Raw genomic sequence first — 22,454 nt, 5'->3', positions numbered from 1 at the left:
TGTTGCGGAGTGCGCTGCCGTTGCCTCGGCGGTTCGGTGTGCCGTTGCCGATTCCGCCGACCGCGCGGCCTGCCGCTCCCGGGCGGTACGAGGTGACGCAGCGGGTCGCCTCGGTCGAGATCGTCCCGGGGACCCGTACCGAGGTGTGGGGGTTCGACGGGATCTTCCCGGGGCCGACGTTCGATCTGCGGCGCGGGGAGCGGACGACGGTGCGGGTGCGGAACGAGTTGCCGGTGCCGACCTCGACGCATCTGCACGGCGGGGTGAACCCGCCCGAGTCGGATGGGTATCCGACGGATCTGGTGGTGGCCGCGGGGCGGGGGTTCCGGCCGCCGCCGGGGGAGCACATGGACCACGACACGGTGAAGTGGACGTTCCACTCGGGAGTGCGCGACTACGTGTATCCGCTGGACCAGCCCGCCGCCACGCTCTGGTACCACGATCACCGCATGGACTTCACGGCGCCGCAGGTGTGGCGGGGGCTGGCGGGGTTCGTGCTGGTGCGGGACGACGAGGACGACGCGCTGCCGCTGCCGAAGGGGGAGCGGGATCTGCCGCTGATGATCTGCGATCGGGCGTTCGAGGAGGACGGCTCGTTCCGGTACCCGTCGAAGGATCGGAGCCTGCTGGTGCGGGCGGGGATCGACGACGACTACATGGAGGGCGTCGAGGGGGATGTGATCCTGGTCAACGGGGCGCCCTGGCCGGTGCACGAGGTGGCGGCGGTGCGGTACCGGTTGCGGCTGCTGAACGCGTCCAACGCGCGGCGCTACCAGTTGGAGCTGACGCCTGGGGGCACGTTCGTGCAGGTCGGCAGTGACGCGGGGCTCCTGGCCGCGCCGGTGCGGCACCAGCGGATCGTGATCGCGCCGGGTGAGCGGTTCGACATGGTGGTGGACTTCTCGGCGTACGCGGTCGGCACGGAGGTCACCATGGTGAACACGCTGGGCGAGGGGGCGGCGCGCGATGTGATGCGCTTCCGGGTGACCAGGAAGGAGAAGGACGACAGCGCGGTGCCGGCGCGGTTGTCACGGCTGGAGCCGGCGGAGCGGGCCGGGGCGGTCGCGACGCGGGTGTTCGACTTCCGGCGTACCGGTCATGGTTCCGGTGCGGCCTGGACCGTCAACGGGCGGCGTTACCGGCCGGGGGTGCCGCTGGCGCGGCCCAGGATGGGCACGACGGAGGTGTGGCGGTTCACCAGCGACTTCCACCATCCGGTGCACGTGCACCTGGCGCATTTCCGGGTGTTGTCGCGCGGCGGGAAGGCTCCGGCGGCGACCGACGCGGGCTGGAAGGACACGGTGGACGTGCGGCCATATGAGGTAGTGGAGGTTTTGGTGCGCTTTACGGGATACCGTGGGCTGTACATGATGCACTGTCACAACCTCGAACACGAGGACATGGCGATGATGGCCGATTTCGAGATCGTCTGACCGTCCGCGTCGTCCGGGTGTGAAGGTCGCATCGCCGGGTATCTCCGGATGACACTCTCGATCTAGGCGGAGTCGGTAGGTTCGGTTAAATGGTTACGGCTCCACCTATGACCACCTCACCCCAGACGCCCGTTTCGTCGAGGCTTGCCTGGCTCGACGCCCTGAGAGGCATCGGGGCCATCGCGGTCGTGGGCGAGCACGCCTTTCCGTGGATCATGCCGTCGCTGCGGCCGTACTGGTTCAACCTCGGCATGTACGGCGTCCTGGTGTTCTTTCTGGTCAGCGGCTACATCATCCCGGCCTCGCTGGAGCACCGCGGCGAAGTACGGGCGTTCTGGATAAGCCGCATATTCCGCCTGTATCCGCTATACCTGCTGGTGCTCGGCGTGGTCATCGCCACCGCCGTCTGGCTGCCCGTACGCGAGACCGTGCCGCGCGACGCGTCCGCCGTCGCCGCGCACCTGACCATGCTGCTCGACATCGTGCACATCGGCGGCGTCGTGGACACCATGTGGACCCTCTCCTACGAGATGGCCTTCTACCTGCTGGTCACGGCCCTGTTCGTGGCCGGGGTGCACGAGCGCAGCGGCATGCTGGCCATCGCGTTCGGCGTCGCGGCGGTCGCGATCGGGCTGGTGCTGACCGGCCCGGTCCTGACCGGCCCCTGGCCCGCGTACGCGTCCGGCGTGCTGTTCCTGGTCGGCATGGTCTGCCTGATCACCGGCAGGTTCCGGGCGACGGCGGCGTACGTGCTCGGGGTGATGGCCGTGGTGCTGCTGCTGTCGAGCAGCTTCACGCCCTGGCTCGGCGGGGCCGTGCTGGCGGTGATGTTCACCGGCACCGCGCTCTACCGGTGGGAGCAGGGCACGGGGCCGCTGTGGCCGGTGGCCGCCGCGGCCGGGCTGGTGGCGCTCAGCCCCGTCTTCTCCGACCAGGCGGGCTGGTGGTGGGTGCAGCCCGATGTCTGGATCACCACGATCGCGCTGGCGGCGCTCACCTTCACCGGCGGCATGGCGCTGCGCGGCCGGAGGCTGCCCGCCGTACTGACCTGGCTGGGGCTGGTCAGCTACTCGGTCTACCTGCTGCACCACCCGATCCTGCGGGCCCTGGTCGCGATCACCGGGGACCTGCGTCCGGCGCCGTGGCCGGTGCAGGCCGCGGTGATCGTGGGGCTCCTGGTCGTGGTGCTCGCGGCGAGCTGGGTGACGTATCGGTATGTGGAGCGGCCGATGCAGAACCTCGGCCGGCGGATCGCGAAGGCCGCACGGGGGCCCCGCCAGGAGGCCCCCGCCAGGGCGACGGTGTCATGACCGCATGACGCCGGGCGCGCCGAGCCGGGTCAGGGCGCCACGAAGCGGTGGCGCATCTCGCCGATGCCCTTGACGTAGGTGACCAGCTCGTCGCCCACGGACAGGAACGTGGCGGGGGTGCGGCCCTGGCCGACGCCGGCCGGGGTGCCGGTGAAGATGACGTCGCCGGGCAGCAGCGGCAGGGTCGCCGAGAGCCGGGCGACCAGCGCCGGGACGCTGAAGATCATGTCGCTGGTCCTGCCCTTCTGCATGCTCTCGCCGTTGAGGTCGCAGCCGAGCTCGATGTCGTCGCGGTCGGGGAACTCGTCCAGCGTGACCACGGCGGGCCCCATGGGGCCGAAGCCCGGGAACGACTTGCCCATGCTGAACTGCGGGGGCGGGGCGACGAACTGGGTGACGCGGTCGGAGATGTCCTGGCCGATCGTCAGGCCGGCGACGTAGTCCCAGCCCTGCGCCTCGTCCACCCGGTACGCCCGCCGCCCGATGACCGCGACCAGCTCGACCTCCCAGTCCACGTTGCCCTCGGGCAGCCGGATGTCGCCGGTGGGGCCGGTCAGCGAGGAGACGAACTTGGTGAACACCACCGGGTGCTCGGGGACCGCGAACCCGGACTCGGTGGCGTGGTCGCGGTAGTTCAGCCCGATCGCGAAGATCTGCCGGGGCGCCGGGACCGGCGCGCCGAGGTCGGCGACCTCGTACGGCTCGGCGGAGCCCAGGTCGGCGCCCGCCGCCCAGGCCGCGAACTCGTCCCAGCGCTCGTACACGGCCTGCGGGTCGGGGCCGAAAGCCCCGCCGCTGGCCCGCTCCACATCCACGGCGCCGCCGTCGGCGAGCAGCACGAGCCGGCCGGCGAGATTCGCGATACGCAAGGGAAGCCTCCGAAGAAATTCACCATGATGAATATGTAGATTGTGAGTGGCCCCTGGCAGGAGTGTCAAGGCGGGCCATAATCGTCAGGATGAAAGCGGAGCGGGTGGTGGGGGTGTCGCGGCCGGAGCAGGCGGCGGAGCGGATCGCGGAGCTGGTGCGCCGGAGCGAGCCGGGGGCCCGGCTGGGGACCAAGGAAGAGCTCCGGGCCTACTGCGGGGTCTCGGTCGGGACCTTCAACGAGGCGTTGCGGCTGCTCCAGGCGCGCGGCCTGGTGTCCGTACGGCCGGGGCCCGGGGGCGGGCTGTTCGCGGCCGAGCAGTCGCCCATGGTGCGGCTCGGCAACGCGGTGCTCTCGCTCGACGCCGACCACACCTCGGTGGCCGACGCCGTACGCATCCGCGACGCGCTCGACCCGCTGCTCGTGCAGGACGCGCTCTGGTACGCCTCCCCCGCCGACGTCGCCGAGCTGCGCGAGATCCTGGCCGAGATGGCCGGGGCCGCCCAGGGAGGCGACCCGACCGGCTTCACCCGGGCCAACTGGCGGCTGCACGCCCGCATCGCGGCCATCAGCCCCAGCCAGGTCCTCCGGTCGATCTACGTGGGCCTGCTCGACCTCATCGAGTCGCGCACCCTGGCCGTCCTGCCCGGCGACCGGCCGATGCCGGGGTACCTTCTGGAGCGCCAGCGGCTGCACGCCGCCATCGTGGACGCCATCGCCGACCGCGACGAGGCCGCGGCGCTGCGGCTGACGCGGGAGCACAACCTGGCGCAGTCTCCGTAAGCCATGGCCGAGATGTGGGGTGCGTGAGATGGGGTACGCGGTGCGCGGGCTGGTCATCGCGATGCGCGGGCTCGCGGTCGGGGCGCTGGCGCTGGCGGCGGCGGTCGCGTACCTGATGCCCGATCCCGCGCGGCGGCTCGGCCTCGCCGGGTGCGCGCTCCTCGCGGTGGCCGCGCTGGCCTGGGCGCTGCCCTGGGGCCGCCTCCGGACGGCGGGCGTGGTGGTGCCGCTCGCCGGGCTGGGCGCCGGGCCGTGGGCCGGGGCGCCGCTGGACCTGGGCAGCGACCTCTCCCACCATCTGGCGACGTTCCCGCTGCTGCTCCTGGCGCTGCTGTACGCGGCGGCGCCGGGCATTCCCGTACGGCGCGCGGGCGTGGTCGTCGCCGCCGCCTACGCCGCGTACGCCGGGCCGATGCTGGCCGGGTGGCTGCTGGGGCGGTCGATGCTGGACATCCCGGCCATCCTGACCTGGCACATGGGCCTGGTGCTGTGCCTGGCCGCCGGGTACGCCGCCAGGTCCGGCTACGAGGCCGGGCGGCGCGCCGCTCCCCGGGAGGCCGGCCCGGCCCTGAACGCCGACGCCGCCGGATAGCGGGTGTGGATTCGGCTCAGGCCACGGTCAGGGCATCGCGGATCTTGGCGGCCGGGTCGCCCAGGTGGTACGGGTACTCGCTCGGCTCGATCCCGTCGAGGAAGGTCTGGTAGAGGACGGCCGCGGCGAGGTGCTGGAGGGGCCGGGCCAGGGTCAGGGCGCGGGCCGGGTCGCAGCCCGGGACGTGACCGGCCCACGCCTTCGTCCACGTCTCCTCGGCCACCTGGCCCAGGTGGGGCGGCAGGAAGTCCGACAGCCGCAGCGCGTCCAGGGCCGGGTGCCCCAGGCAGGCGTCCGCGAAGTCGAGGAGCAGGGTCCGGGCGCCGTCGGAGCGCCAGTTGCCCGGGTGGAAGTCGCCGTGGAGGACGGTGTCGGGCAGGCCGCACTCCCGCAGGGCGCCGGCGAGCGCGGGCAGCCGGTCGGCCAGCCGGCGGGCGGCGTCGTGCTCGGCCCGGCTCAGGCCGAGGTCGCGGCGGTCCAGCAGCTCGGCCACCAGGCCCGCCAGGGCCGCGGGGGTCCGATCCGGAAGGCCGTACGGCGCCGGGGCCGGCTCCAGGGCCGGGCCCGGGACGGCGAGGGCGGCCTGGGCAGCGGTCCAGCGGGTCAGGACGCTCCTGATCATGGGCTCGGCGGCGTCCCAGCAGTCCTCGCCGGGGATGTGCGGCAGCAGCAGGCGTCCGGGGGCCGCCGCGAGCGCGCCGGGCACCAGGTCCGGGTCGGCGCGGGCGACCAGGGCCGTCACCGCGGCCTCGGAGGCGGCGAACGGGGGCGTGGTCTTCAGCCACACCGGGCCGTCAGCCGTCGGGATGGCGAACAGACCGGACAGGTTCCAGCTTTTCACCTGGGCCGGACGGCCGGTGGCGGGCCGTCCCGACGCGCGCAGCCGCTCCTCCGCCCACGCCAGCGCCTCCCGTACGCCGCTCGCCGTCGCCCACGGCGCCCGTTTGGGGTGCGGGGCGAGCAGGGGCAGCAGGCCGGGCGGGAACGGCGCCGGGGTCGTGGCCGGGCGGGCGAGGGCTTCGGCGTGGTAGGTGACGTGCCCCCCGTGGCCGCCCTCGCCGCCCTCGACGGTGAGGAGACGCAGGACCAGGACCGGCACGCCCAGGACCCGCTCCGTCTCGCGTACGACCGGGGTGGCCTCGGCCCACCAGGGAGACTCCACGGGAACGGGGCCGACGGCGCACAGCGGCTCGCCGTCCAGGGTGACGGCCGCGCTGACGGTGCGGGGAGCGGGGTGTCCGGGCATGCCGCCCAGTGTCGGCGGCGGGGGCGGCGAGCGCCAGCCGTTTACAGGCGGTGGCGGTCCCTCGCCGAGATCGCCGCCGCGCCCGGTCCAGGTAGGCTCGTCTTCTCGGCACGGCCGCGGCCTCGGGATGCGGCATGATCGAAGCCGAGGGGCGACTTATTCCGCCGTTCTTGGGCATTACCTCCAGGAGCTTTCGCGGGGCAGGAGGGAGTGAGGATGCGAAGGGTGGGCGCGAGATGATCGTGGCGATGTCCGTGCCCGGCGAGATCGCGATTCACGACGACGTCGAGCTGCCGCTCGCCAGCACCGGCAAGCTGCTGCCGCTCGCGACGGCGGCGCGAATGATCGCCTCCGGCGAGCTGGACCCGGCCGCCGAGGTGGAGGTGCTGGAGGAGGACCTCTGCGGCGGCTCCGGGCTGCTCACCGCCCTGTCCGGGCGGCGCTGGACGCTCACCGATCTGGCGCTGCTGACCGCGTCGGTGAGCGACAACACGGCCACGAACGCGCTGCTGCGCACGCTCGGGCTGGAGCGGGTGGCGGAGGAGGCGGCCCGGCTGGGCTTCGTCCGGACGCGGGTGCTGGACCGCATCCGCGAGCCCCGGCTGCCCTCCGATCCGCCCGCGTTCGCGGTGGGCACGGCGGACGAGCTGGCCCGCTTCGCCGCCCGGCTCGACGGCGCCGAGCCGTGGACCCGGCTGCTGCTCGGCTGGATGGCGCACAACACCGACCGCAGCATGGTGCCCGCGGTGCTGCCGCACGACCCCGAGGACCGGGAGCTGCCCGAGGCGCCGCAGCACGGCCGGTTCTGGGTCGCCAACAAGACCGGCATCGACCAGGGCGTCCGCGCCGACGTCGGGGTCGTGGTCGGCGCGCGCAGGATCGGATACGCCGTGCTGGCCTCGGGTCCGGCGGGCGCGGAGTTCGCCCTGGCCGAGCGGGTGCGCCAGGCCGGGATCAGCATCCGGTCCCTGGCCGTCACCCCCGCGCCCGAGGACCCTCACGGCGCGGCCAGCGCCTCGGCGGGCGGGAGCCGCGCGGCCCTGAGGGCCGGGTAGAGACCGGCGAGAACGCCGACCACGACGGTGGCGGCCACGCCGCCCGCCATGGCCCACGCCGGGACGATCGACGGCCAGCCCTGCGTGGTCGCGTACAGGGCGGTGACCGCGATGCCGAGCAGGACCCCGCCGGCACCGCCGAGGGCCGACAGCAGCAGCGACTCGGCCAGGAACTGCAGCCGGATCTGGCCCCGGGTGGCGCCCAGCGCGCGCCGCAGCCCGACCTCGGCCCGGCGTTCCAGGACCGAGATGACCATCGTGTTGGCCACGCCCACCCCGCCGACCAGCAGTGCGACACCGCCCAGTCCGAGCAGAAGGGCGTTCAGCGTGGCGTCGGCGGCCTGCTTGGCGGCCAGGGCCTCGGATGGCCGCGACACCTTGACCTCGTTCGGGTGCTCCGGGTTGGCGGTGGCGGCGAGCAGGCCGCGCACGGACGCGACCTCGTCCTCGGCCGCGCGGGCGTACACGGTGGTGGGGTGGCCGTCGAAGCCGAGCCCGGTCTCGGCGACCGGCCAGCCGACCAGCGCGGCGGTGTCCAGCTCGGGGGCGAGCGGCGCCGGGGCCAGCACGCCCACCACGGTGTGCCACCGGCCGCCCAGCCACACCCGCTCCCGGGGCCCGGCGTGCACGACACCGAGCCGGGCCGCGGCCTTGGCGCCGAGGACGGTCGCCGGGTAGCGGTGGGTGGCCGCGTTCAGCCACACGCCGTCGGCCAGGTGCGCCCCGACCGTGCCGAGCAGGTTCAGCCGGGCCGCCAGCACCGCGATGCCGCCCGACTCGGCCTCCGGTACGCGGTCGTTGCGGTACACCTTGGCCTCGACGGCGCCGGTCGCGGTCACCGAGGTGACGGCGGGCATCCGCTCGATCATGCCCTCGGCGGTCTCGGGCAGGCCGGCCTGCCCGCCGAACAGGGTCTCGCCGGGGGCGACCGCGAGCAGGTTGGTCCCCAGCGCGGCGAGCTGCCGGTTCAGGTCCTCCCGGCTCGACGCCGAGATGCCGACGACGCCGAGCATCGCGGCGATGCCGATCGCGATGCCGAGAGCGGACAGGAACGCCCGTACGGGGCGGGCGCGCAGGCCCGCCCCGCCCACCCGGACCACGTCCCGCGGGCCCAGCCGCGCCGGGGTCAGCACGGCCCCTCCCGGCGGCCGGCCCCTGAAGCGGCCGTGGCTCCGGGCCCTGCCGTGGCTCCGGGCCCTGCCGTGGCTCCGGAACTGCCCCCGGAACCGGCCGTGCCCGCAGAACCGGCCGTGCCCCCCGAACCGGCCGTGCCCCCCGAACCGGCCGTGCCCGCCGAACCGGCCGTGGCCCCCGAACCGGCCGTGGCCCCGGAAGCGGAACCCGGCCCCTCGTCGGCGACTATGCGGCCGTCCAGCATCTCGATCCGGCGGGGCAGGGCCGCGGCGATGTCGCGGTCGTGCGTGATGATCACCACGGTGGCCCCCGAGGCGTACAGCTCGCGCAGCAGTTCCATCACCCCGGCCCCGGACGCCGAGTCCAGGTTGCCGGTCGGCTCGTCGGCAAGCAGCAGCGGCGGGTCGCCGATCACGGCGCGGGCGATGGCGACCCGCTGCCGCTCGCCGCCGGACAGCTCGTGCGGACGGTGGGCGAGCCGGTGGCCCAGCCCGACCCGGCGCAGGGCCGCCTCGGCGCGCCGTCGCCGCTCCCTGGGCGGCACACCGGCGTACAGCAGGCCGTCCGCCACGTTGTCCAGCACGGACGTGCCCGGGGCCAGGTGGAACTGCTGGAACACGAACCCGATCACGCTCGCGCGCAGCGCGGACAGCTCCCGGTCCCGCAGGGCGGCGATGTCGTGGCCCGCCACGCGCACCGTGCCCGCGGTGGGCCGGTCCAGGGTGCCGATGAGGTTGAGCAGGGTGGACTTCCCCGACCAGGGGTTATGACAGTTATCGCGGGTAGAATTTAGGCATAACCGCAGGTCAGGAAGGGAGTCCCCCCAGATGGCGAAGATCCAGAACACCCCCCGCCCCCTTGCCCCCGCCGAGCAGGCCGCCATCACGGCGATCAGGAAGGCCATGCGTGACGGCGAGGCGATGACCATCAACGACGTGCCGGGCCGCTGGAATCCTCAGGGTGACGTGTGGACGGCCGATGTCTGGGCACCGGGCACAGCCCTGCTGTTGGTCCGGATCTCCGACGCCGACCCCGGAGACATCAACGGCGTTGCCCGCCAGGTCCAAGACACCATCGTGCACGCGGGCAGGCGTGGCTGGCCCGTAGGAATGATCTTGGTGGAGAACGACACCAGCGCGTTCAAGCGCCGCAAGATCAAGCTCCCCAACGGTGAGACCCAACTGCGCACGGTCCGCCCGAAGTTCCGTCACGCCCTGGATCTGCTCACCAAGGCCAAGTTCCGGCGGTTCATGACCTACCACCTTGACCGCACGGTCCGGGACCCGCGTGACCTTGAAGACCTGATTGACGTGGTCGAGGCTTCCCGCCCCCGGATCATCGCGGCATCGGTCACCGGCAGCCTGCGGTTGGCCAACGATTCCGACATCACCACCGCCCGTATCCTGTGCGCCGTCGGTAACCAGGCATCGCGCGACACCGCCCGGCGTGTCTCCCGCAGGCGCAGGGAACAGGCCGAAGAAGGCCGCTTCGGTGGAGGACGGCGACCCTACGGGTTCGAGTCGGACGGCATCACCCACCGCCCCGACGAGGCCCAGGTGATCGCCCACTACACCGCCATTGGCCTGACAGGTGTGTCCGTGAAGGAGATCGCCCGCGACATGGCCCGCGCGGGAGTGGTCACCATCAACGGTAAGCCGTTCACCGCAGCACAGGCACGGGAGATGCTTCTCCGCCCGCGCAATGCCGGTCTGACCGTCCACCGTCCCGAACAGGACTACACCCCCGTGGAGGACGCCGAGGAGTACGAGGAGAGCGAGGAGAGCGGCCAGGAGCAGGCCCCGCCCCCCAACCACTACACCCCTGACGATGTGGTCGGCAGACTGCCCGGTGAGCCGATCGTGGACCCTGACGACTACTGGGCGTTGGTTCGCAAGTGGACCGACCCCAACCGGCGCACCAACTTCGCGGGCAGCACGCCCGTGCTGCTCGGATCGTGCATCTACGAGTGTCCGTGTGGGGAACATCTGCGTTCGCAGAACAAGCGCCGCAAGATCAAGGACCGCAAGACCGGCGAAGTGATCCGCATCGACGAGGAGCGGCATTACCGGTGCGCGGCTCCGGGCAAGGGGCATGTATCCATCGCCGCCAAGGAGGTGGACGACCTTGTGGCCGCCACCATCCAGGAGCTGATCAGGCTGTCTGACCCCGGTGAGATCATCGGGCAGGGTCCCGGCGGCCAGAAGATCGACATTCCTGGGCTGCGTGCCGAGATCGCCCGGCATGAGCGACGCCTGATCGAGATCAGCGACCAGTACGACGACGACGAGATCACCAAGGCGCAGATGCGGAGCATGACCGCCAAGCGGCGCGAGAAGCTGGACAAGGCCAAGGCAGCCCTTGACCGGGCACTGGAGAACACCAACCCAGCGGCCAAGCTGATCGGGGTTGAGAACATCGAAGAGGCATGGACGGCCCTCACTCTCGGCGAGCAGCGCGAGATCTGCCGCCGCATGGTCACGGTGAGAATCACGCCCCTGGGCAGAGGTCGAACGGCCCCCGTCCGAGAGCGCGTCACGATCGCGACGCGTATGCAGCCGCAGGGAGCCTGACCCCCGACAGCGCAATGCCCCGGATCATCGGTCCGGGGCATTGATCACCTACTGATCACGAACGGTGCGGATTCTTGAAGACCATCGCCAGGTAATCGCGAACCTCTTCCGGTAGCGGCCCGATCGCCGCCGCCGTCCGCCTCACCCACTCCCGATCTTCCGGCGACAGCCCCTCACCGGCCGACACCCCCTCACCGTCCCCGCCCTGACCGGCTGAACGGGCGCGCGGGGAACGCCGCCGCCTTGCCACCGGCCCCCCACGGTCCCCCTGACCAAGATCATCAACAGGGGGCGCACCCTGCCCCCCACCCTCTTCGGCCCGCCCACCCGCCCGAGGGTCCGTCGTGGCCGATGACCTCACGCACTGCACCGCCGTAGCCGAAACACCCGACTCGGAGCCTTCGGCACGCCCTTCCTCCATGCGACCCTCACCGCTCCTCTTCTCCGCCGACCCGCACCCCAAGGACTCATCATCCATCCCCGGCAACGGATCACCCAGCGTAACCCGCACCTTCCGGCCCCGTCCTTTGCCCGGCATACCGACCTCCACCGTCTCCCCTGCTTCCGCCGCTTCCCGTGCTTCCCCCGCCTCCATCAGCGCCACCCGCCAGCGCTGCCGCTCCGCCACCAGATCCAGCACCCGCGCCGCACGCGGAGCCACATCCACATCCCCCTCCCGCGCCCGCTCCCACACCAGCCCCCCCGGCTCCGGCCTCTCCTCCTCCCTCACTCCCAGCGCCGCCAGCGCCCAGGCCCGGCTTTCCCGCCGATGCTCACCCAGCGTCTTGCCCGACCACCGACGCGAGACCAGCACCCGCCGCCCCCCGTACCCCAGCCCTTCCGCCCGATGAGCCCGACCCCGGCACCACCCCGGCACCAGCCCAGCACCCGCCCCTTCCGGCTCAATGCCGTACCGCAACCAGTTCGCACACCCCGGCGAACACGGTTCCCACCGCGCCACCTCAAGCAACCGCCGCACGTGCCGCCGCCGCGCCCACCCCTCACCCCCGCCACTCACCGCCCCCGCCGCCACGCTCTTCGTGAGGTACTTGGCCAAGTACCGGATGCACGCTTCGGTCTCCTCAGTGCCCGCCAGCACGTTCACGACATCGACCTGAGCACCGAACCGCGCCACATGCAGCGGCACCGCCGAGGGGTCGCTTCCCAGGCGATCCAGCGCGGCATTCCACGAGGTCAGCACCTCACCCGTCTCAAGATCGACGTAACAGCCGGCACTTTCGTGCCACACCGGCCGCCTGCCCTCGAACGCCACCCGATCCACCGGCGGCCACCACACCTGCACATACGTCGCCGCCGCGACCTGCCGCACCTCATCAACCGGCAGCGTCCCCCGCACCGCCATATGCACATGTGGCGCCAGCCGCTTTTGAAACTCCACCGCCGCGAAGTACTGCACACTCCACCCCGCAACCCGGCGAAGGTTGCGCACGAACCGATTCACCAGCATCGGCAGATGGACCGCGTCCCGCACCGCCCGCACGTAGTCATACCGGTCCGGATCAACCGGCACCCCGCCCGATCGCACCCGCCCGTACGACGGCAGCGTAAGCGTGATGAACATCGACGGCCGCACCATCACCCCATCCGGCCCCATCACCGCCCGCCCCACCGTCCCAGCACGACGAGCCCGCTTCGGCAACCTCGGCGCATCCTGCCGCCGCCGCGTGGACCGCACCCGCCGCGCCCCTCCCTCCTCCTCGCCCCCGCCCTCTCCCGCGGTCTCGATCTTGCTATGGATCGAGGCAGCCGCCGCCCGCACCGCCGCATCCCCACCACCATCCCGATGCCCCTCCCGCGCCCGACTCTCCGGCTCCTGCTCCAGATGCCAGCCCTCCCGGCACTGCACCATCCGAAGCTGCCGATTCCGCTTCGCACACGGCGGACACTGACTCTCCAACCGCGCCCCACACGGCAGGCTCACCACCCGGCTTTCCCCCGTCGCCGCATCCCGCACCCGAAACGGGATCGGCCGCACACACACCCCCGCCTGAATCGCCAGCAGTTCCGCCACCTCAGACCGCAAGGGACGCACGCCCCGACCACCCGGCATCCCCGCGCCGCGCTCACCGCTCAAGCACGCCCCCCGCGCTTCCCCGAAGCCGCCTCACGCCGGACGAAGGTCAGCACGATCTCACCCGCCGAGATCTCCCGCACCTCACAGCCCACAGCCCCGAACTCCCGCGCCAGCAGCCACGATTGCCGCACCCACACAGAGACGCACTGCCCCGGCGGAAGGATGACCCGGACCCGATCCGCCCATCGATCACTGCGCACCCCCGCAAGCAAGGGCATCCCCAGCCGACCACGCACCGCCCGCAACCCATGGCACGTCACCACCCACCACCACCGCCGCCGATACACCCACACCCACCGCCACCAACTCACCACCGGCCACACCACCGCCCGCGCCACCCTGCCCCGGTTCAGCGACACCCACGCCAGCCCCGCCCCCATCACCTCACTGGCCACCACCAGGACGCCGAGCCAGCCGAACACCCATATGACCCCCGCCGCCATCACCACCAGCACCGCGAGAACCGGACACCGACGCACCCACCACCCCACCACGACCACGGCCCGCCACACCCACCGCGCGACCTGTGCCAGCACCCACACCCCGAGCCGCACCAGACCGACGAGCCCCATGGTCAGCGGCTGACGCCACACCGCACCGGCCACGATCACCACCACCCGCCACAGCGCCCCAGCCATCGCGACCACGACGCCCCACACCCGCAGCCCCGCACCACCCATGTCCCGCTCCCTTCCGCCCGCTTCCGATCGCTTACGTCGTTGAGGTGGCAGGAGCCGTGCCCTCACCTCGACACGGCCCCCACCCGGCATCACCCGACCGTCACTCGCTCCACCAGTAAGGCCCGTCGATCGGGTCGAACTCCTCGCCGTCCTCCCAGATCTCGTACGGGTCCGCGCCGTCCTCGCTGGGCTCCACCTCGTACGGGTCCACCTCGTACGGGTCGATCTCGTCGGTCTCGTCGGCCCCCGCGACCAGCGCCCGATGCCCGCACGCCCGGCACTCCACGAACCCCCGAACCACGTCCTGCCAAAGCTGGTCCTCCGCCTCACAGACCGCGCAGCTCAGCCCGTACAGCACGACCTTCACGCCCGATCCCCCTCCCGCCGATCGGTTCTCAGGTCCGGCGTGTCGTCCGAGGCCAGTCGCGGCGTGTCGTCCCTGGAGGGATGCGACAGCACCCCCGCCTCGCGCAGGACCATCCGCCGGATGTCGAAGTCCCGCACGTACATCGCCCGCACCCGGATCGGGGTCGGTGCGCCCTCCACCCGCACGTAGCCAACACCGGCCCCCACGCTCGGGTCGCGCGGATCACGCGGGATCTGATCGGCCAGCGCCCCCCGGTCCCGCGCCCCGTCCCCCAGGACCATGTCCACCTGTTCGGCCTCATCCAGCCGCAGCGCCACCCGATCGGGGAACAGGTTCCGGATGCTCAGCACGTCCTTACGCGGGTCCTGAAGCGCCGCCACCACACACACCCCGACCGACCGCCCCTGAGTGGTCAGCGTCGCCAGCGCCGCCATGACCCGCGCCCGGATCTGCTTGTCCGGTACATACGCGGTCAGGAACGCGATCTCATCGACCATCACGACGATGAACGGGTCATCCATCGTCGCCTCATGATCACGCCGGACGCCGGCATACCTGTCGGCCCGTTCCTGCATCGTGGCCACCGCCGCCTCAAGCAGCTCCGCGCACTCCACAGGGGTTGCGGCGTAGCGGCTGAACAGCGCCCGCCCGTACGACAGCTCCATCCGCTTGGGGTCCAGGCCCCACACCTGCGCGATCCCCTCCCGCACCGCAGGCCGCAGCGCCCCGACGATCGCCCATTCCCACGACCCCTTACCCGATCCGGTCGCCCCCGCGATCAGCACATGCGTGCCGTGCAGCTTCAGGTAGAACGGCAGGCCGTCCTCTCGCAGCCCGATGTGCACCGCGTCCACCACCGGCCGACCGGTATACGGAAGGTCGTTGATCACCTGTGCCAGGGCGTCACGACGCGGGAAGGTCAGCAGCACCCACCCCGGCTTGGGCACCTCGATGCGGCAGCTCACCGCGCCGAACCCATGCGCCAGGTTGCCCGAGCGGGCGGCCCACTCCTCCGCGTCCTGTCCCTTGAGCAGCCGGACCCGTACCCGGTCGGCCCACCGGTCACAGGAGACCTTGACCAGTTCGGGCAGGTACACCCGCCCCCGGATACTGCGGCCCAACCCCGCGACCGCCATCACCCCCCGCCAGCGACGCCGGTACACCCACATCCAGCGCCACCAGGCCACCGCAGGCCACTTGAACCGCCGTGAACAGCTCACCGGTTCGATCGCCGCCCACACCACCACGGCGCACACGGCCGTGATGAACAGCAGCGCCGAGGTGTGCACCCCGAGCGCGTACACCGACCCGGCCGACAGGCCCAGCCCCGAGCAGGCCACCGGATGCCGCCACACCGTCTTGACCACGGCGACCAGCAGCCGCCACAGCCAGACCGTCAGCGTGATCCACGCCGGGGTTCGCACCACCACCGGGCGGAACACGATGTTGGTGTCCGGCGTCGTGGACACGACGTTTTCCGTCTCCGTACCAGGCAACTTGCGCAGCACGGCATGACCACCTTTCCCGAAAGGCCCCCGAAGAGAATGAAGAACCGCCGCACGGCCGACACACGGCCACACGCGCGATGAATCGAGATGGACCGCCAGGCCGCCCGGAAACCATGACGCGCACACCGGCCCGGTTTCCGGGCAGCCCGAAGACACCGCCAGGCATCACGCGGCTATAGATCGGACCGTCAGCCCGCTACACTCCGCCGCCCAGGGTCGCTCACAACCTCACAGCGCTCTTCGGCGCACTCCACAGGCACGCCCACGCCGCAACCGCGCCAGCGCCACGCCTTGCCCTCGACGCCCGCAGCAGTGCACGCACCCAGCGCACGACAGGCCCCGACTCCCGCCGCCCACGCTCTTCGGACTGACCGGCCCGCCTTTCAGGCCATGCTCATCCGGCATCCCCTCACCCGCCGAGCCGTAGCCCGAAGCGGTTGCAGGGGGTTTCACTGACCGTCCTTCGGACCGGCCTTACCCTTGCTCGCTGCGACCGCCGCCGCCCGTATCCCGGTCGCCCGGAAGGAGTACGCCAGCCGGTTGGAGCCGTTCACATACGGCGTCACCGTCAGCCCGTCGAACTCCACCGGAATGACCGGCAACCCGGCCAGTCCCGCAGGAGGCGCGGGCACCTTCGGGGGGTTACCGACGAACTTGATCGCCATCGTCTTGGACGCCGCCTTGACCGAAGGGTCGCCGTCCATCACCGGGACCGACCACACCGGTTCCCCGGTGGTCTTGTCCCGCGCCTGAACCTGCCGCTCCCGCGTGCTCGCGTCGAAGTCGAACACCGGCGTCACGTCCCCGACCACGAAACAACCGTGCGGGAACACCATTTCCTGTGTCACAGGAATCGGACCTTGTAGGGCCATGAGACTCCTAGGGACTCTGTGAGACGAGAACCTTTTGGGTTACGCCTGAACAACGATCATCTCCCCATCAAGGTTCCCGATAAAACCGCAGGTCAGCGCACCCTAACAACATTTCCGGACTGCCCGTAAACAGTGCAGAAATCGTGACGATTTCGGGCAGACATGAAATCATCTCGCGATCGGATCGCCCTGACCAGCGGTTTCTCCGCTCCAGTCCCGCATGTCACGCCGGTCCCGTACGAATAACGGACACAGGTGATCTACATCACACTTCCGGGCTTCCCGTGCAGGTCAGCGGGCATATACATGCAAAATGGGCGGAGTTGGTAGGTTTCGCCACTTCACAACTCCGCCCCACCCGTACCGACACACCAGCGGACCCAGCCACCCATGTATCGCATAACGGGTATTAGGTGTCCGCAAGCACCATCCCCTCCGAGCTGCTTGCCGGACACCGCCGATAATAGCCCTTTGCCTACCGCCCATCTGCCATTCCAGGACGACAGGCCACGCCTACAGTTGTCCAATTGTTCTTATAGGTATCAAGGCGACGGCGCTCCGCGCCGCCGCACGGCGGGGAGACGCCCGCACAAACCGGATCGGCCAGCGGGCCGGGCATGCGGCCTGGGGGCCGGTCCCGCCCGCGCCGCCCGGCCCGCACGCGCGCAACCCCGCCGCCCACCGACCGGAACACCCGCCGCACCAGCCCCCACCCGCCGACCATGGACGCGCCGCCGCCTCCATGACCGCCCCACATGATCACTCTTAAGTCGCCGCACCTCAAACGTGCCGCGTTATCCTGACGTCACACCGACGCGAAGGGTGATCATGGAGCGTGACCACGACCCCACCGGGTGGACCTTCCTCACCCGTCACGCCCGCGCCCTGATCCTGATCCACCGTGATCCACACATCCGCATCCGTGATCTCGCCACCGCCATGGGCACCACCGAGCGCACCGCTCAAAACATCGTCGCCGACCTCACCGCAGACGGCTACCTCACCCGGCTCCGCACCGGACGGCGCACCACATACCTGATCGACTCCACCAAGAGCCTGCGCTACCCGCCAGCCGCCCCGCTTCCCGTCAGTGTCCTACTGGAAGTGCTCGCCGCCAGCGCACCCCAGGCCATCACTCCGGCCGCACGCCCAAGTGCACCCATGCTCTAGACGAAAACCACCCGTTCGGGCAGGATGCAATGCACCGCAACGGCCGTTCTTCCCCTGCAATAACGGCCGTTATGCCCCTTCCGGTGGCGCCGGCTGAACTGCTTCGCAGCCCTACGGGTGACCTTCGGCCATTCAGCCGGCCCCACCTCCCCGCCGCACACCAACCATGGCCCGGTACCCTGCATCCCTTACCGAGCCCCAGTTCGTCGCCACGGCCCTGACTCCTCTGCCCCCAACGGCATAGAGGCGACCCGTTCGCCACCAGCCCAGCGCGACCTCAATCGCGAGCCTCCAGCCACCCCGACGGCCACGCCGACGCACCCACCCCAGCGCCGACTTCCACCCCCGCACGTACCCCATCATGTACGCCGCCACCAGCGCCGCCACCGACACCACCACATCCACGGCCTTCTCACCCCCACAGGTGACGGCCGGACACGACCCTCATTCCAGATCACGCCCATCCCCCCTCACCCCCTCCTCTCGGATACAAGGTCTGCTGATACGCCCCCAGCGCCACCCCGGAAATGAACTGCCCCCAGCAATCCAGCCCCACGACCATCCGCACACGGTGACCCGGCAGGCTCACCAGCGCGTACCCCCGATCGAACTCCGGCATCGACGACCCATCGATCACCCCGTCATGGAAGGCCCGCCATTGCTCGAACGTCAGCAGCCACGACAAGCCGGGAGGCTCCTGCCGACGCGCCCGCACCTGAACACCCGCCGCCGTCCGCCGCACCTCTATCCGCTCCGTCCCCACCGGCCCGGCCGCAACCCACGGCTCGGTGTAACGCCAGACGGTCAACGTCCAGGGCTCCGACCTACCGAACACCAGCCGCCCACGAAGCCGATGCCGTACACGCCAGACCATGCCCCCCTCACCCAGCCCCGCCCGCGAGGCCCGGTAACGCCGACGCCGCATGACCATCTCTCCTTCTCCTTCTCCCGCGCCCGGCCTCATCGCCGCCGACGCGTCCGCCACAGGCTCCATGCCACAAGGCACCCGAACACCGTCAGCATCGTCAGCATCGTCATCAACATGGACGGCAGCTCATCGATCAAAAACGCCCAAAAGTTCATATCCTGCACCTCTCTTTATCCGCATGAACCACCAGCGCGACCTTCAGCAGAAGGCCCCGCGAAGACGCCCACCGGGGCAGGTTCCGGCAGGCCCGTTCTGCTTCGCGGGGCCAGTCCCCTTCACCACCTTTTCGTCAGGCCATCGCTCTCCCTTCGCCGACAACGGGGGACCCCGCAGGCACAGAGGTGTCCCGGCCCCTCACCTACGGAAGCTTCCGTACACGCAGGTCCTCCACATGCAGCACCAGCCGAGCGCCCCCCAAGATCCGCCGCTCAGCATCCCCTGCGTTCAGGCTCACCAGGGCGTAGTGTCCGCCCCGCATCAGTCGCTCCACCCTGCCGGTCATGCCAAGCAGCACATCGGCGTACATGTGCAGTCGGCTGTGGCTGTGCAACAGGCGCACCACGACGACCGCATCGCCCGCCCCCGGCGTCCCGAGCCCCGGCGCACCCAGTGACGCAGATCGGCCCGCTTGCGATCCCTCCTGATGGCTCACCACGCCATCCGCTTTCGCTTCCGTCATGGCACACATCCGACACGTTCTGCGGTTGTAACCAGATGCGCCCACACGGCAGTACGGCCCCCGTACGCCTCCCGTACGCCCCACTTCGCCGACGCTGCCTCAACCACCAGCAGACCACGCCCACCCCAGTCGTCCGGCTCACGCATGTGAGGCACCGAATTGCGCGAACCGTCATCTATCACCTCGACTTCCACTATCTGGTGTCCAATGTCCATTAACCGGACAGTGATCTGCCCGCCCCTGTTGCGAGAGCGGCTATGGGTCACCGCGTTGGCGACAAGTTCGCTGAGAACCAGCAGGACAAGATCAATATGCGTGTGACCACTGGCCTCTAGTACGAGCGCCGCCCACTGCCGCCCAACACCGGGCGACCGCAGAACCCCCGGCAGAGTTACCGATGCCACCATGACTTCGACCTTTCTGTCCGGCTCCCAATCGGGTGAGCAGTGGAGCGCAGGCGACGGTTGCTGAAAGGTCGCCCGCAAGTTTCGTCCGAATTGCGCGAATACGTGTCTGTTTCGAGGGCGTACGCGCACGTCGAATCGGCTATTCGCCTGCTAAACCGCGTCGGGATTCGGCAAGCTGTATGCCATGATGCACCGCCACTTGAGCAGATGCAACATCGCATTAGCAACTCATTCCAATACCCGATAGGCTGCACTCGTGCCAGGACGTCACAAGGCCCCAACATTGCGACTGAGACGCTTCGCCGCCAGGCTGCGCGAGCTTCGGGAAGCCGCCGGCCTGTCGCTCGTGGAGGTGGCAGAGCAAACCGGGCTTGACCGAGCAACCCTGTTCCGGATCGAAGGGGCCAAAGTCAGACCCCAAGCGCGAAGCCTTCGGGCGATCCTCGACGCCTACCACGCTCCCGAGGAGGACCGTGCCGAGTTGACCGAACTGCTCAAGGCTGCGGCGGAACAGACATGGATTCAGACAGCGGCATCGTTGCCAAGCTCGTACGCGACCTACATTGGGTTCGAGTCCGAGGCCGAAGGAGTGCTCAACTTCGAGATGCTGGTCGTGCCCGGCCTGCTTCAGACCGAAAGCTACGCGCGGGCCGTGATCAGAGGCACTGTCCCCGAGGTGCCCCGCGATGAAGTCGAAGCCCGCGTTGCCGCCCGGTTGGAGCGTCAGAAGCTCCTCACCCGTCCCAACCCGCTGAAGCTGTGGGCTGTGATCGACGAGTCGGCACTACTACGCAAGATCGGCGACCATCAGGTCATGCACGATCAGGTGGTCAGGTTGCTGGAGGCCGCCGACGAACCCAACATCACCATCCAGGTGATCCCCCGCAGCGCGGGAGCCTACCCGGGCATGTTCAGCACGTTCGTGCTGCTCAACTTTCCCGGTGAAGGCCACGATGTTGTCTACGTAGAGGGCAGCGTAAGAGGACTCTTCCTGGAGAGTGAAGAGGACGTTGCCCGCTATAACATGCTGTTTGAACATCTTCGGGCCGTAGGCGCCGATCCCGTCGCGACGCGAACCCTGCTGGCCGAAGCCCAGCACCACTGGAAGGAGGGCGGGCATGGAAGATCTTGACCTGTCCAGCGCCGAATGGCGCACAAGCACGCGCAGCGGGGGCAACGGCCAATGCGTCGAAGTCGCCACCAATCTCCCCAGAGTCGTTGCCGTACGCGACAGCAAGGACCGCACTGGTCCGGTGCTGACGTTCACCCATGACGAGTGGAAAGCTTTCATCGGCGGTATCCAGCGCGGAGAGTTCGATCTCCCCGACGTGTGACCCGCACCTCGCTTCTCCGTAGCAGGAGATCAAGGAGCCCTCATCGTAGTGATCGATGGGGGCTCTGTGCTTTGCTGCGATGCACTTGCCCCGTTGCATGCACGTTGTTGCTGTGCCACCTTTAATAGACGCGAACCGACTCCGAAGGGAGATCCCGTGACCCCCCTTATAGGGATGAAGATCGGCATAAGCCTAATCGAAGACCCTCGTCACCCAGGCGACGCAGAGGCGGCAAGTCGCCTCTTTGGTCGCATCGCGGATCGAATCGCCAGAGAGCACAACATCCCCAGGAAAGACGCTGGTGACGCCCTCGATCAGGCAATCATCTTCGTCACCGTGGCCGCGCGTGACACCTCCCGCGCCTTGTCTCCCTCGCCGCTAGTGGATAAGGCGTGGGATACGTTCTTCCTCTACAGCATCGAGTACCACCACCACTGCGCCAGGTATGGGAAGTTCGTCCACCACACACCCAACGACAATCCGGAGATCTTGACGTCATCTCCAGAGCGGCGGTTCTACAGCCCAGCCGAAACCGCTGATGTGCTACGAAGCGAAGGTTTCTACGTACTCGACGCGCTATGGCCGAAAGATGCCATCGCCAGTTCCAAAGCAAACTGCACGAACTGCTATGTGGGCGACCATGAAGGCGATTCGCCTCCGGTGATTTAGCCCCCGGCGGGGGCCTCAGCTCCGGGATGGGGGAGGCCCGCGCGTCTGCTCGGTTCGTTGTGGCTGGGGACAGCTGGTCATCCCGCCCGCGTCGGCCCCGGGCATGACAGCACACCGGGGACTCTCCGCGTCAAGGTCGTCTGTGCGGGACGGCATCTCATGACCGAGGAACGGCGACCGGCTAAGGGAACGCGCGAAGACGACCTTGACACTCCGGTCCCCGGCGCGCTGGCCCGGTAATGGGCCGAAGCAGACGGGATGACCAGCCAGGGGGTACGTGACTGGCGTCGGCATTCTGTCAGTCGTGTGCACGATGATGGAGCTCACACAGCGTGTCAGGGGGGATCATGCATCGCAGCCCGTACGAGACCTGGGCCGAGATCGAGCACATGGACGAGTTCACGGTACTTCCCGAGCACATCGCCATACTGCGTCGGGCGCACATCACATGGGTAGGCGACGAGTGGAGCGGAGCCCCCGGCATGAACCACAAGCGCCCGCTAGGCAACAGCGACCATTACGACGACCTCGCGGAGATCGTGGACGGCCGTACGGACAACCAGCACCACAGTTCGGACAAGGCTCGTTACGACCGCTTGTTCGCCGAATGCACGCTTGCCCTACAGATCGTTCTAGAGACCGGCTCATTCCAGCCAGGCCGCTACGTTCTCAGGGGTCTGCCCGCTAGATGGCATTTCGTTGAGTAGAGCAGCAGGTCACAGGGGGTACAACGTACGACCCGCGATTACGGATG

Annotated in this window: 22 protein-coding genes and 1 pseudogene; 11 read left to right on the top strand and 12 right to left on the bottom strand. The window is 69.8% G+C overall.

Annotated elements, in window-relative coordinates; all coding sequences use genetic code 11:
• Positions 1 to 38 precede the first annotated feature (38 nt).
• Both HNP84_RS01805 and HNP84_RS01800 read left to right on the top strand, forming a co-directional pair.
• On the top strand, positions 39 to 1,433 hold the full coding sequence (locus HNP84_RS01805) for a multicopper oxidase family protein (protein WP_312923558.1): 1,395 nt from the start codon (positions 39 to 41) through the stop codon (positions 1,431 to 1,433).
• A gap of 107 nt (positions 1,434 to 1,540) precedes the next feature.
• Positions 1,541 to 2,743: an acyltransferase family protein gene (locus HNP84_RS01800; protein WP_246517700.1), complete on the top strand. Its 1,203-nt coding sequence runs from the start codon at positions 1,541 to 1,543 to the stop codon at positions 2,741 to 2,743.
• A gap of 29 nt (positions 2,744 to 2,772) precedes the next feature.
• Here the strand turns inward: HNP84_RS01800 and HNP84_RS01795 are convergent, their stop codons facing one another.
• Positions 2,773 to 3,612, bottom strand: coding sequence for a fumarylacetoacetate hydrolase family protein (locus tag HNP84_RS01795; protein ID WP_185047533.1), 840 nt, complete (start codon positions 3,610 to 3,612; stop codon positions 2,773 to 2,775).
• Positions 3,613 to 3,701: 89 nt separating this feature from the next.
• On the opposite strand from HNP84_RS01795, the gene HNP84_RS01790 reads away from it, so the two are divergent.
• Positions 3,702 to 4,394, top strand: a complete 693-nt coding sequence (locus tag HNP84_RS01790; protein WP_185047532.1) for a FadR/GntR family transcriptional regulator — start codon at positions 3,702 to 3,704, stop codon at positions 4,392 to 4,394.
• 19 nt (positions 4,395 to 4,413) lie between these two features.
• On the top strand, positions 4,414 to 4,986 hold the full coding sequence (locus HNP84_RS01785) for a hypothetical protein (protein ID WP_185047531.1): 573 nt from the start codon (positions 4,414 to 4,416) through the stop codon (positions 4,984 to 4,986).
• A 16-nt stretch (positions 4,987 to 5,002) separates the two neighbouring features.
• Here HNP84_RS01785 and HNP84_RS01780 read toward each other — a convergent pair whose 3' ends face one another.
• The gene (locus HNP84_RS01780) at positions 5,003 to 6,232 is read right to left on the bottom strand and encodes an aminoglycoside phosphotransferase family protein (RefSeq protein WP_185047530.1); all 1,230 of its coding nucleotides are present in this window, start codon (positions 6,230 to 6,232) and stop codon (positions 5,003 to 5,005) included.
• A gap of 236 nt (positions 6,233 to 6,468) precedes the next feature.
• Here HNP84_RS01780 and HNP84_RS01775 point away from each other — a divergent pair, with 236 nt between their 5' ends.
• Positions 6,469 to 7,287: a serine hydrolase gene (locus HNP84_RS01775; protein WP_185047529.1), complete on the top strand. Its 819-nt coding sequence runs from the start codon at positions 6,469 to 6,471 to the stop codon at positions 7,285 to 7,287.
• Here the strand turns inward: HNP84_RS01775 and HNP84_RS01770 are convergent.
• Together HNP84_RS01770 and HNP84_RS52445 are read right to left on the bottom strand one after the other, a co-directional pair.
• Positions 7,230 to 8,420 carry an ABC transporter permease gene (locus HNP84_RS01770; RefSeq protein ID WP_185047528.1) on the bottom strand — a complete coding sequence of 397 codons (1,191 nt, stop codon included), beginning with the start codon at positions 8,418 to 8,420 and terminating at the stop codon, positions 7,230 to 7,232. The two genes, HNP84_RS01775 and HNP84_RS01770, sit on opposite strands and share 58 nt — an antisense overlap.
• Before the next feature lie 211 nt (positions 8,421 to 8,631).
• Positions 8,632 to 9,178, bottom strand: a pseudogene (locus tag HNP84_RS52445) (ABC transporter ATP-binding protein); the annotation flags it as partial.
• 70 nt (positions 9,179 to 9,248) lie between these two features.
• Here HNP84_RS52445 and HNP84_RS01760 point away from each other — a divergent pair.
• Positions 9,249 to 10,991, top strand: a complete 1,743-nt coding sequence (locus HNP84_RS01760; protein WP_185047526.1) for a recombinase family protein — start codon at positions 9,249 to 9,251, stop codon at positions 10,989 to 10,991.
• Positions 10,992 to 11,046: 55 nt separating this feature from the next.
• Here the strand turns inward: HNP84_RS01760 and HNP84_RS01755 are convergent, their stop codons facing one another.
• From HNP84_RS01755 to HNP84_RS01735, 5 genes are all read right to left on the bottom strand, one after another.
• Positions 11,047 to 13,062, bottom strand: coding sequence for a replication initiator (locus tag HNP84_RS01755; RefSeq protein ID WP_312923557.1), 2,016 nt, complete (start codon positions 13,060 to 13,062; stop codon positions 11,047 to 11,049).
• Positions 13,063 to 13,082: 20 nt separating this feature from the next.
• A complete protein-coding gene (locus HNP84_RS01750) occupies positions 13,083 to 13,766 on the bottom strand; it encodes a hypothetical protein (RefSeq protein ID WP_185047524.1) in 684 nt (227 codons plus the stop codon).
• A gap of 100 nt (positions 13,767 to 13,866) precedes the next feature.
• Positions 13,867 to 14,133, bottom strand: coding sequence for a hypothetical protein (locus HNP84_RS01745; protein WP_185047523.1), 267 nt, complete (start codon positions 14,131 to 14,133; stop codon positions 13,867 to 13,869).
• Positions 14,130 to 15,602, bottom strand: a complete 1,473-nt coding sequence (locus HNP84_RS01740) for an FtsK/SpoIIIE domain-containing protein (protein ID WP_312923389.1) — start codon at positions 15,600 to 15,602, stop codon at positions 14,130 to 14,132. Before HNP84_RS01740 ends, HNP84_RS01745 begins: the two co-directional genes overlap by 4 nt.
• A 488-nt stretch (positions 15,603 to 16,090) precedes the next feature.
• The gene (locus HNP84_RS01735; protein WP_312923387.1) at positions 16,091 to 16,453 is read right to left on the bottom strand and encodes a plasmid replication, integration and excision activator; all 363 of its coding nucleotides are present in this window, start codon (positions 16,451 to 16,453) and stop codon (positions 16,091 to 16,093) included.
• Positions 16,454 to 17,341: 888 nt separating this feature from the next.
• On the opposite strand from HNP84_RS01735, the gene HNP84_RS01730 reads away from it, so the two are divergent.
• Positions 17,342 to 17,683: a MarR family transcriptional regulator gene (locus HNP84_RS01730; RefSeq protein WP_185047520.1), complete on the top strand. Its 342-nt coding sequence runs from the start codon at positions 17,342 to 17,344 to the stop codon at positions 17,681 to 17,683.
• 454 nt (positions 17,684 to 18,137) lie between these two features.
• Here the strand turns inward: HNP84_RS01730 and HNP84_RS01725 are convergent, their stop codons facing one another.
• From HNP84_RS01725 to HNP84_RS56655, 3 genes are all read right to left on the bottom strand, one after another.
• Complete coding sequence (locus tag HNP84_RS01725; protein WP_185047519.1) at positions 18,138 to 18,491, bottom strand: hypothetical protein; 354 nt, start codon at positions 18,489 to 18,491, stop codon at positions 18,138 to 18,140.
• A gap of 478 nt (positions 18,492 to 18,969) precedes the next feature.
• Complete coding sequence (locus tag HNP84_RS01720) at positions 18,970 to 19,290, bottom strand: hypothetical protein (RefSeq protein WP_185047518.1); 321 nt, start codon at positions 19,288 to 19,290, stop codon at positions 18,970 to 18,972.
• The gene (locus HNP84_RS56655; protein WP_185047517.1) at positions 19,287 to 19,697 is read right to left on the bottom strand and encodes an ATP-binding protein; all 411 of its coding nucleotides are present in this window, start codon (positions 19,695 to 19,697) and stop codon (positions 19,287 to 19,289) included. The genes HNP84_RS01720 and HNP84_RS56655 overlap by 4 nt, the downstream gene beginning before the upstream one ends.
• A gap of 256 nt (positions 19,698 to 19,953) precedes the next feature.
• Between HNP84_RS56655 and HNP84_RS01710 the strand changes: the two genes are divergently transcribed.
• The 4 genes from HNP84_RS01710 (at position 19,954) to HNP84_RS01695 (ending at position 22,407) form a co-directional block, all read left to right on the top strand.
• Positions 19,954 to 20,829: a helix-turn-helix domain-containing protein gene (locus tag HNP84_RS01710; protein ID WP_312923384.1), complete on the top strand. Its 876-nt coding sequence runs from the start codon at positions 19,954 to 19,956 to the stop codon at positions 20,827 to 20,829.
• A complete protein-coding gene (locus HNP84_RS01705; protein WP_185047516.1) occupies positions 20,816 to 21,031 on the top strand; it encodes a DUF397 domain-containing protein in 216 nt (71 codons plus the stop codon). Before HNP84_RS01710 ends, HNP84_RS01705 begins: the two co-directional genes overlap by 14 nt.
• Before the next feature lie 174 nt (positions 21,032 to 21,205).
• Complete coding sequence (locus HNP84_RS01700; protein ID WP_185047515.1) at positions 21,206 to 21,700, top strand: UCP032817 domain-containing protein; 495 nt, start codon at positions 21,206 to 21,208, stop codon at positions 21,698 to 21,700.
• A gap of 347 nt (positions 21,701 to 22,047) precedes the next feature.
• Positions 22,048 to 22,407 carry a hypothetical protein gene (locus HNP84_RS01695; protein ID WP_185047514.1) on the top strand — a complete coding sequence of 120 codons (360 nt, stop codon included), beginning with the start codon at positions 22,048 to 22,050 and terminating at the stop codon, positions 22,405 to 22,407.
• Positions 22,408 to 22,454: the final 47 nt, after the last annotated feature.

Source organism: Thermocatellispora tengchongensis, assembly GCF_014202315.1.
In the GTDB taxonomy this organism is placed as follows: Bacteria; Actinomycetota; Actinomycetes; order Streptosporangiales; family Streptosporangiaceae; genus Thermocatellispora; species Thermocatellispora tengchongensis.
This window is presented reverse-complemented; position numbering and strand designations above follow the sequence as displayed.

Excerpts from the sequence above, each read along its gene's own strand:
- HNP84_RS01700 (WP_185047515.1), top strand. The coding sequence starts at position 21,206 with ATGAAGATCGGCATAAGCCTAATCGAAGACCCTCGTCACCCAGGCGAC.
- HNP84_RS01705 (WP_185047516.1), top strand. The coding sequence starts at position 20,816 with ATGGAAGATCTTGACCTGTCCAGCGCCGAATGGCGCACAAGCACGCGC.
- HNP84_RS01730 (WP_185047520.1), top strand. The coding sequence starts at position 17,342 with ATGGAGCGTGACCACGACCCCACCGGGTGGACCTTCCTCACCCGTCAC.
- HNP84_RS01760 (WP_185047526.1), top strand. The coding sequence starts at position 9,249 with ATGGCGAAGATCCAGAACACCCCCCGCCCCCTTGCCCCCGCCGAGCAG.
- HNP84_RS56655 (WP_185047517.1), bottom strand. The coding sequence starts at position 19,697 with ATGGTGGCATCGGTAACTCTGCCGGGGGTTCTGCGGTCGCCCGGTGTT.
- HNP84_RS01755 (WP_312923557.1), bottom strand. The coding sequence starts at position 13,062 with ATGCCGGGTGGTCGGGGCGTGCGTCCCTTGCGGTCTGAGGTGGCGGAA.
- HNP84_RS01780 (WP_185047530.1), bottom strand. The coding sequence starts at position 6,232 with ATGCCCGGACACCCCGCTCCCCGCACCGTCAGCGCGGCCGTCACCCTG.
- HNP84_RS01800 (WP_246517700.1), top strand. The coding sequence starts at position 1,541 with ATGACCACCTCACCCCAGACGCCCGTTTCGTCGAGGCTTGCCTGGCTC.
- HNP84_RS01720 (WP_185047518.1), bottom strand. The coding sequence starts at position 19,290 with ATGACGGAAGCGAAAGCGGATGGCGTGGTGAGCCATCAGGAGGGATCG.
- HNP84_RS01750 (WP_185047524.1), bottom strand. The coding sequence starts at position 13,766 with ATGGGTGGTGCGGGGCTGCGGGTGTGGGGCGTCGTGGTCGCGATGGCT.
- HNP84_RS01790 (WP_185047532.1), top strand. The coding sequence starts at position 3,702 with ATGAAAGCGGAGCGGGTGGTGGGGGTGTCGCGGCCGGAGCAGGCGGCG.
- HNP84_RS01775 (WP_185047529.1), top strand. The coding sequence starts at position 6,469 with ATGATCGTGGCGATGTCCGTGCCCGGCGAGATCGCGATTCACGACGAC.
- HNP84_RS01695 (WP_185047514.1), top strand. The coding sequence starts at position 22,048 with ATGCATCGCAGCCCGTACGAGACCTGGGCCGAGATCGAGCACATGGAC.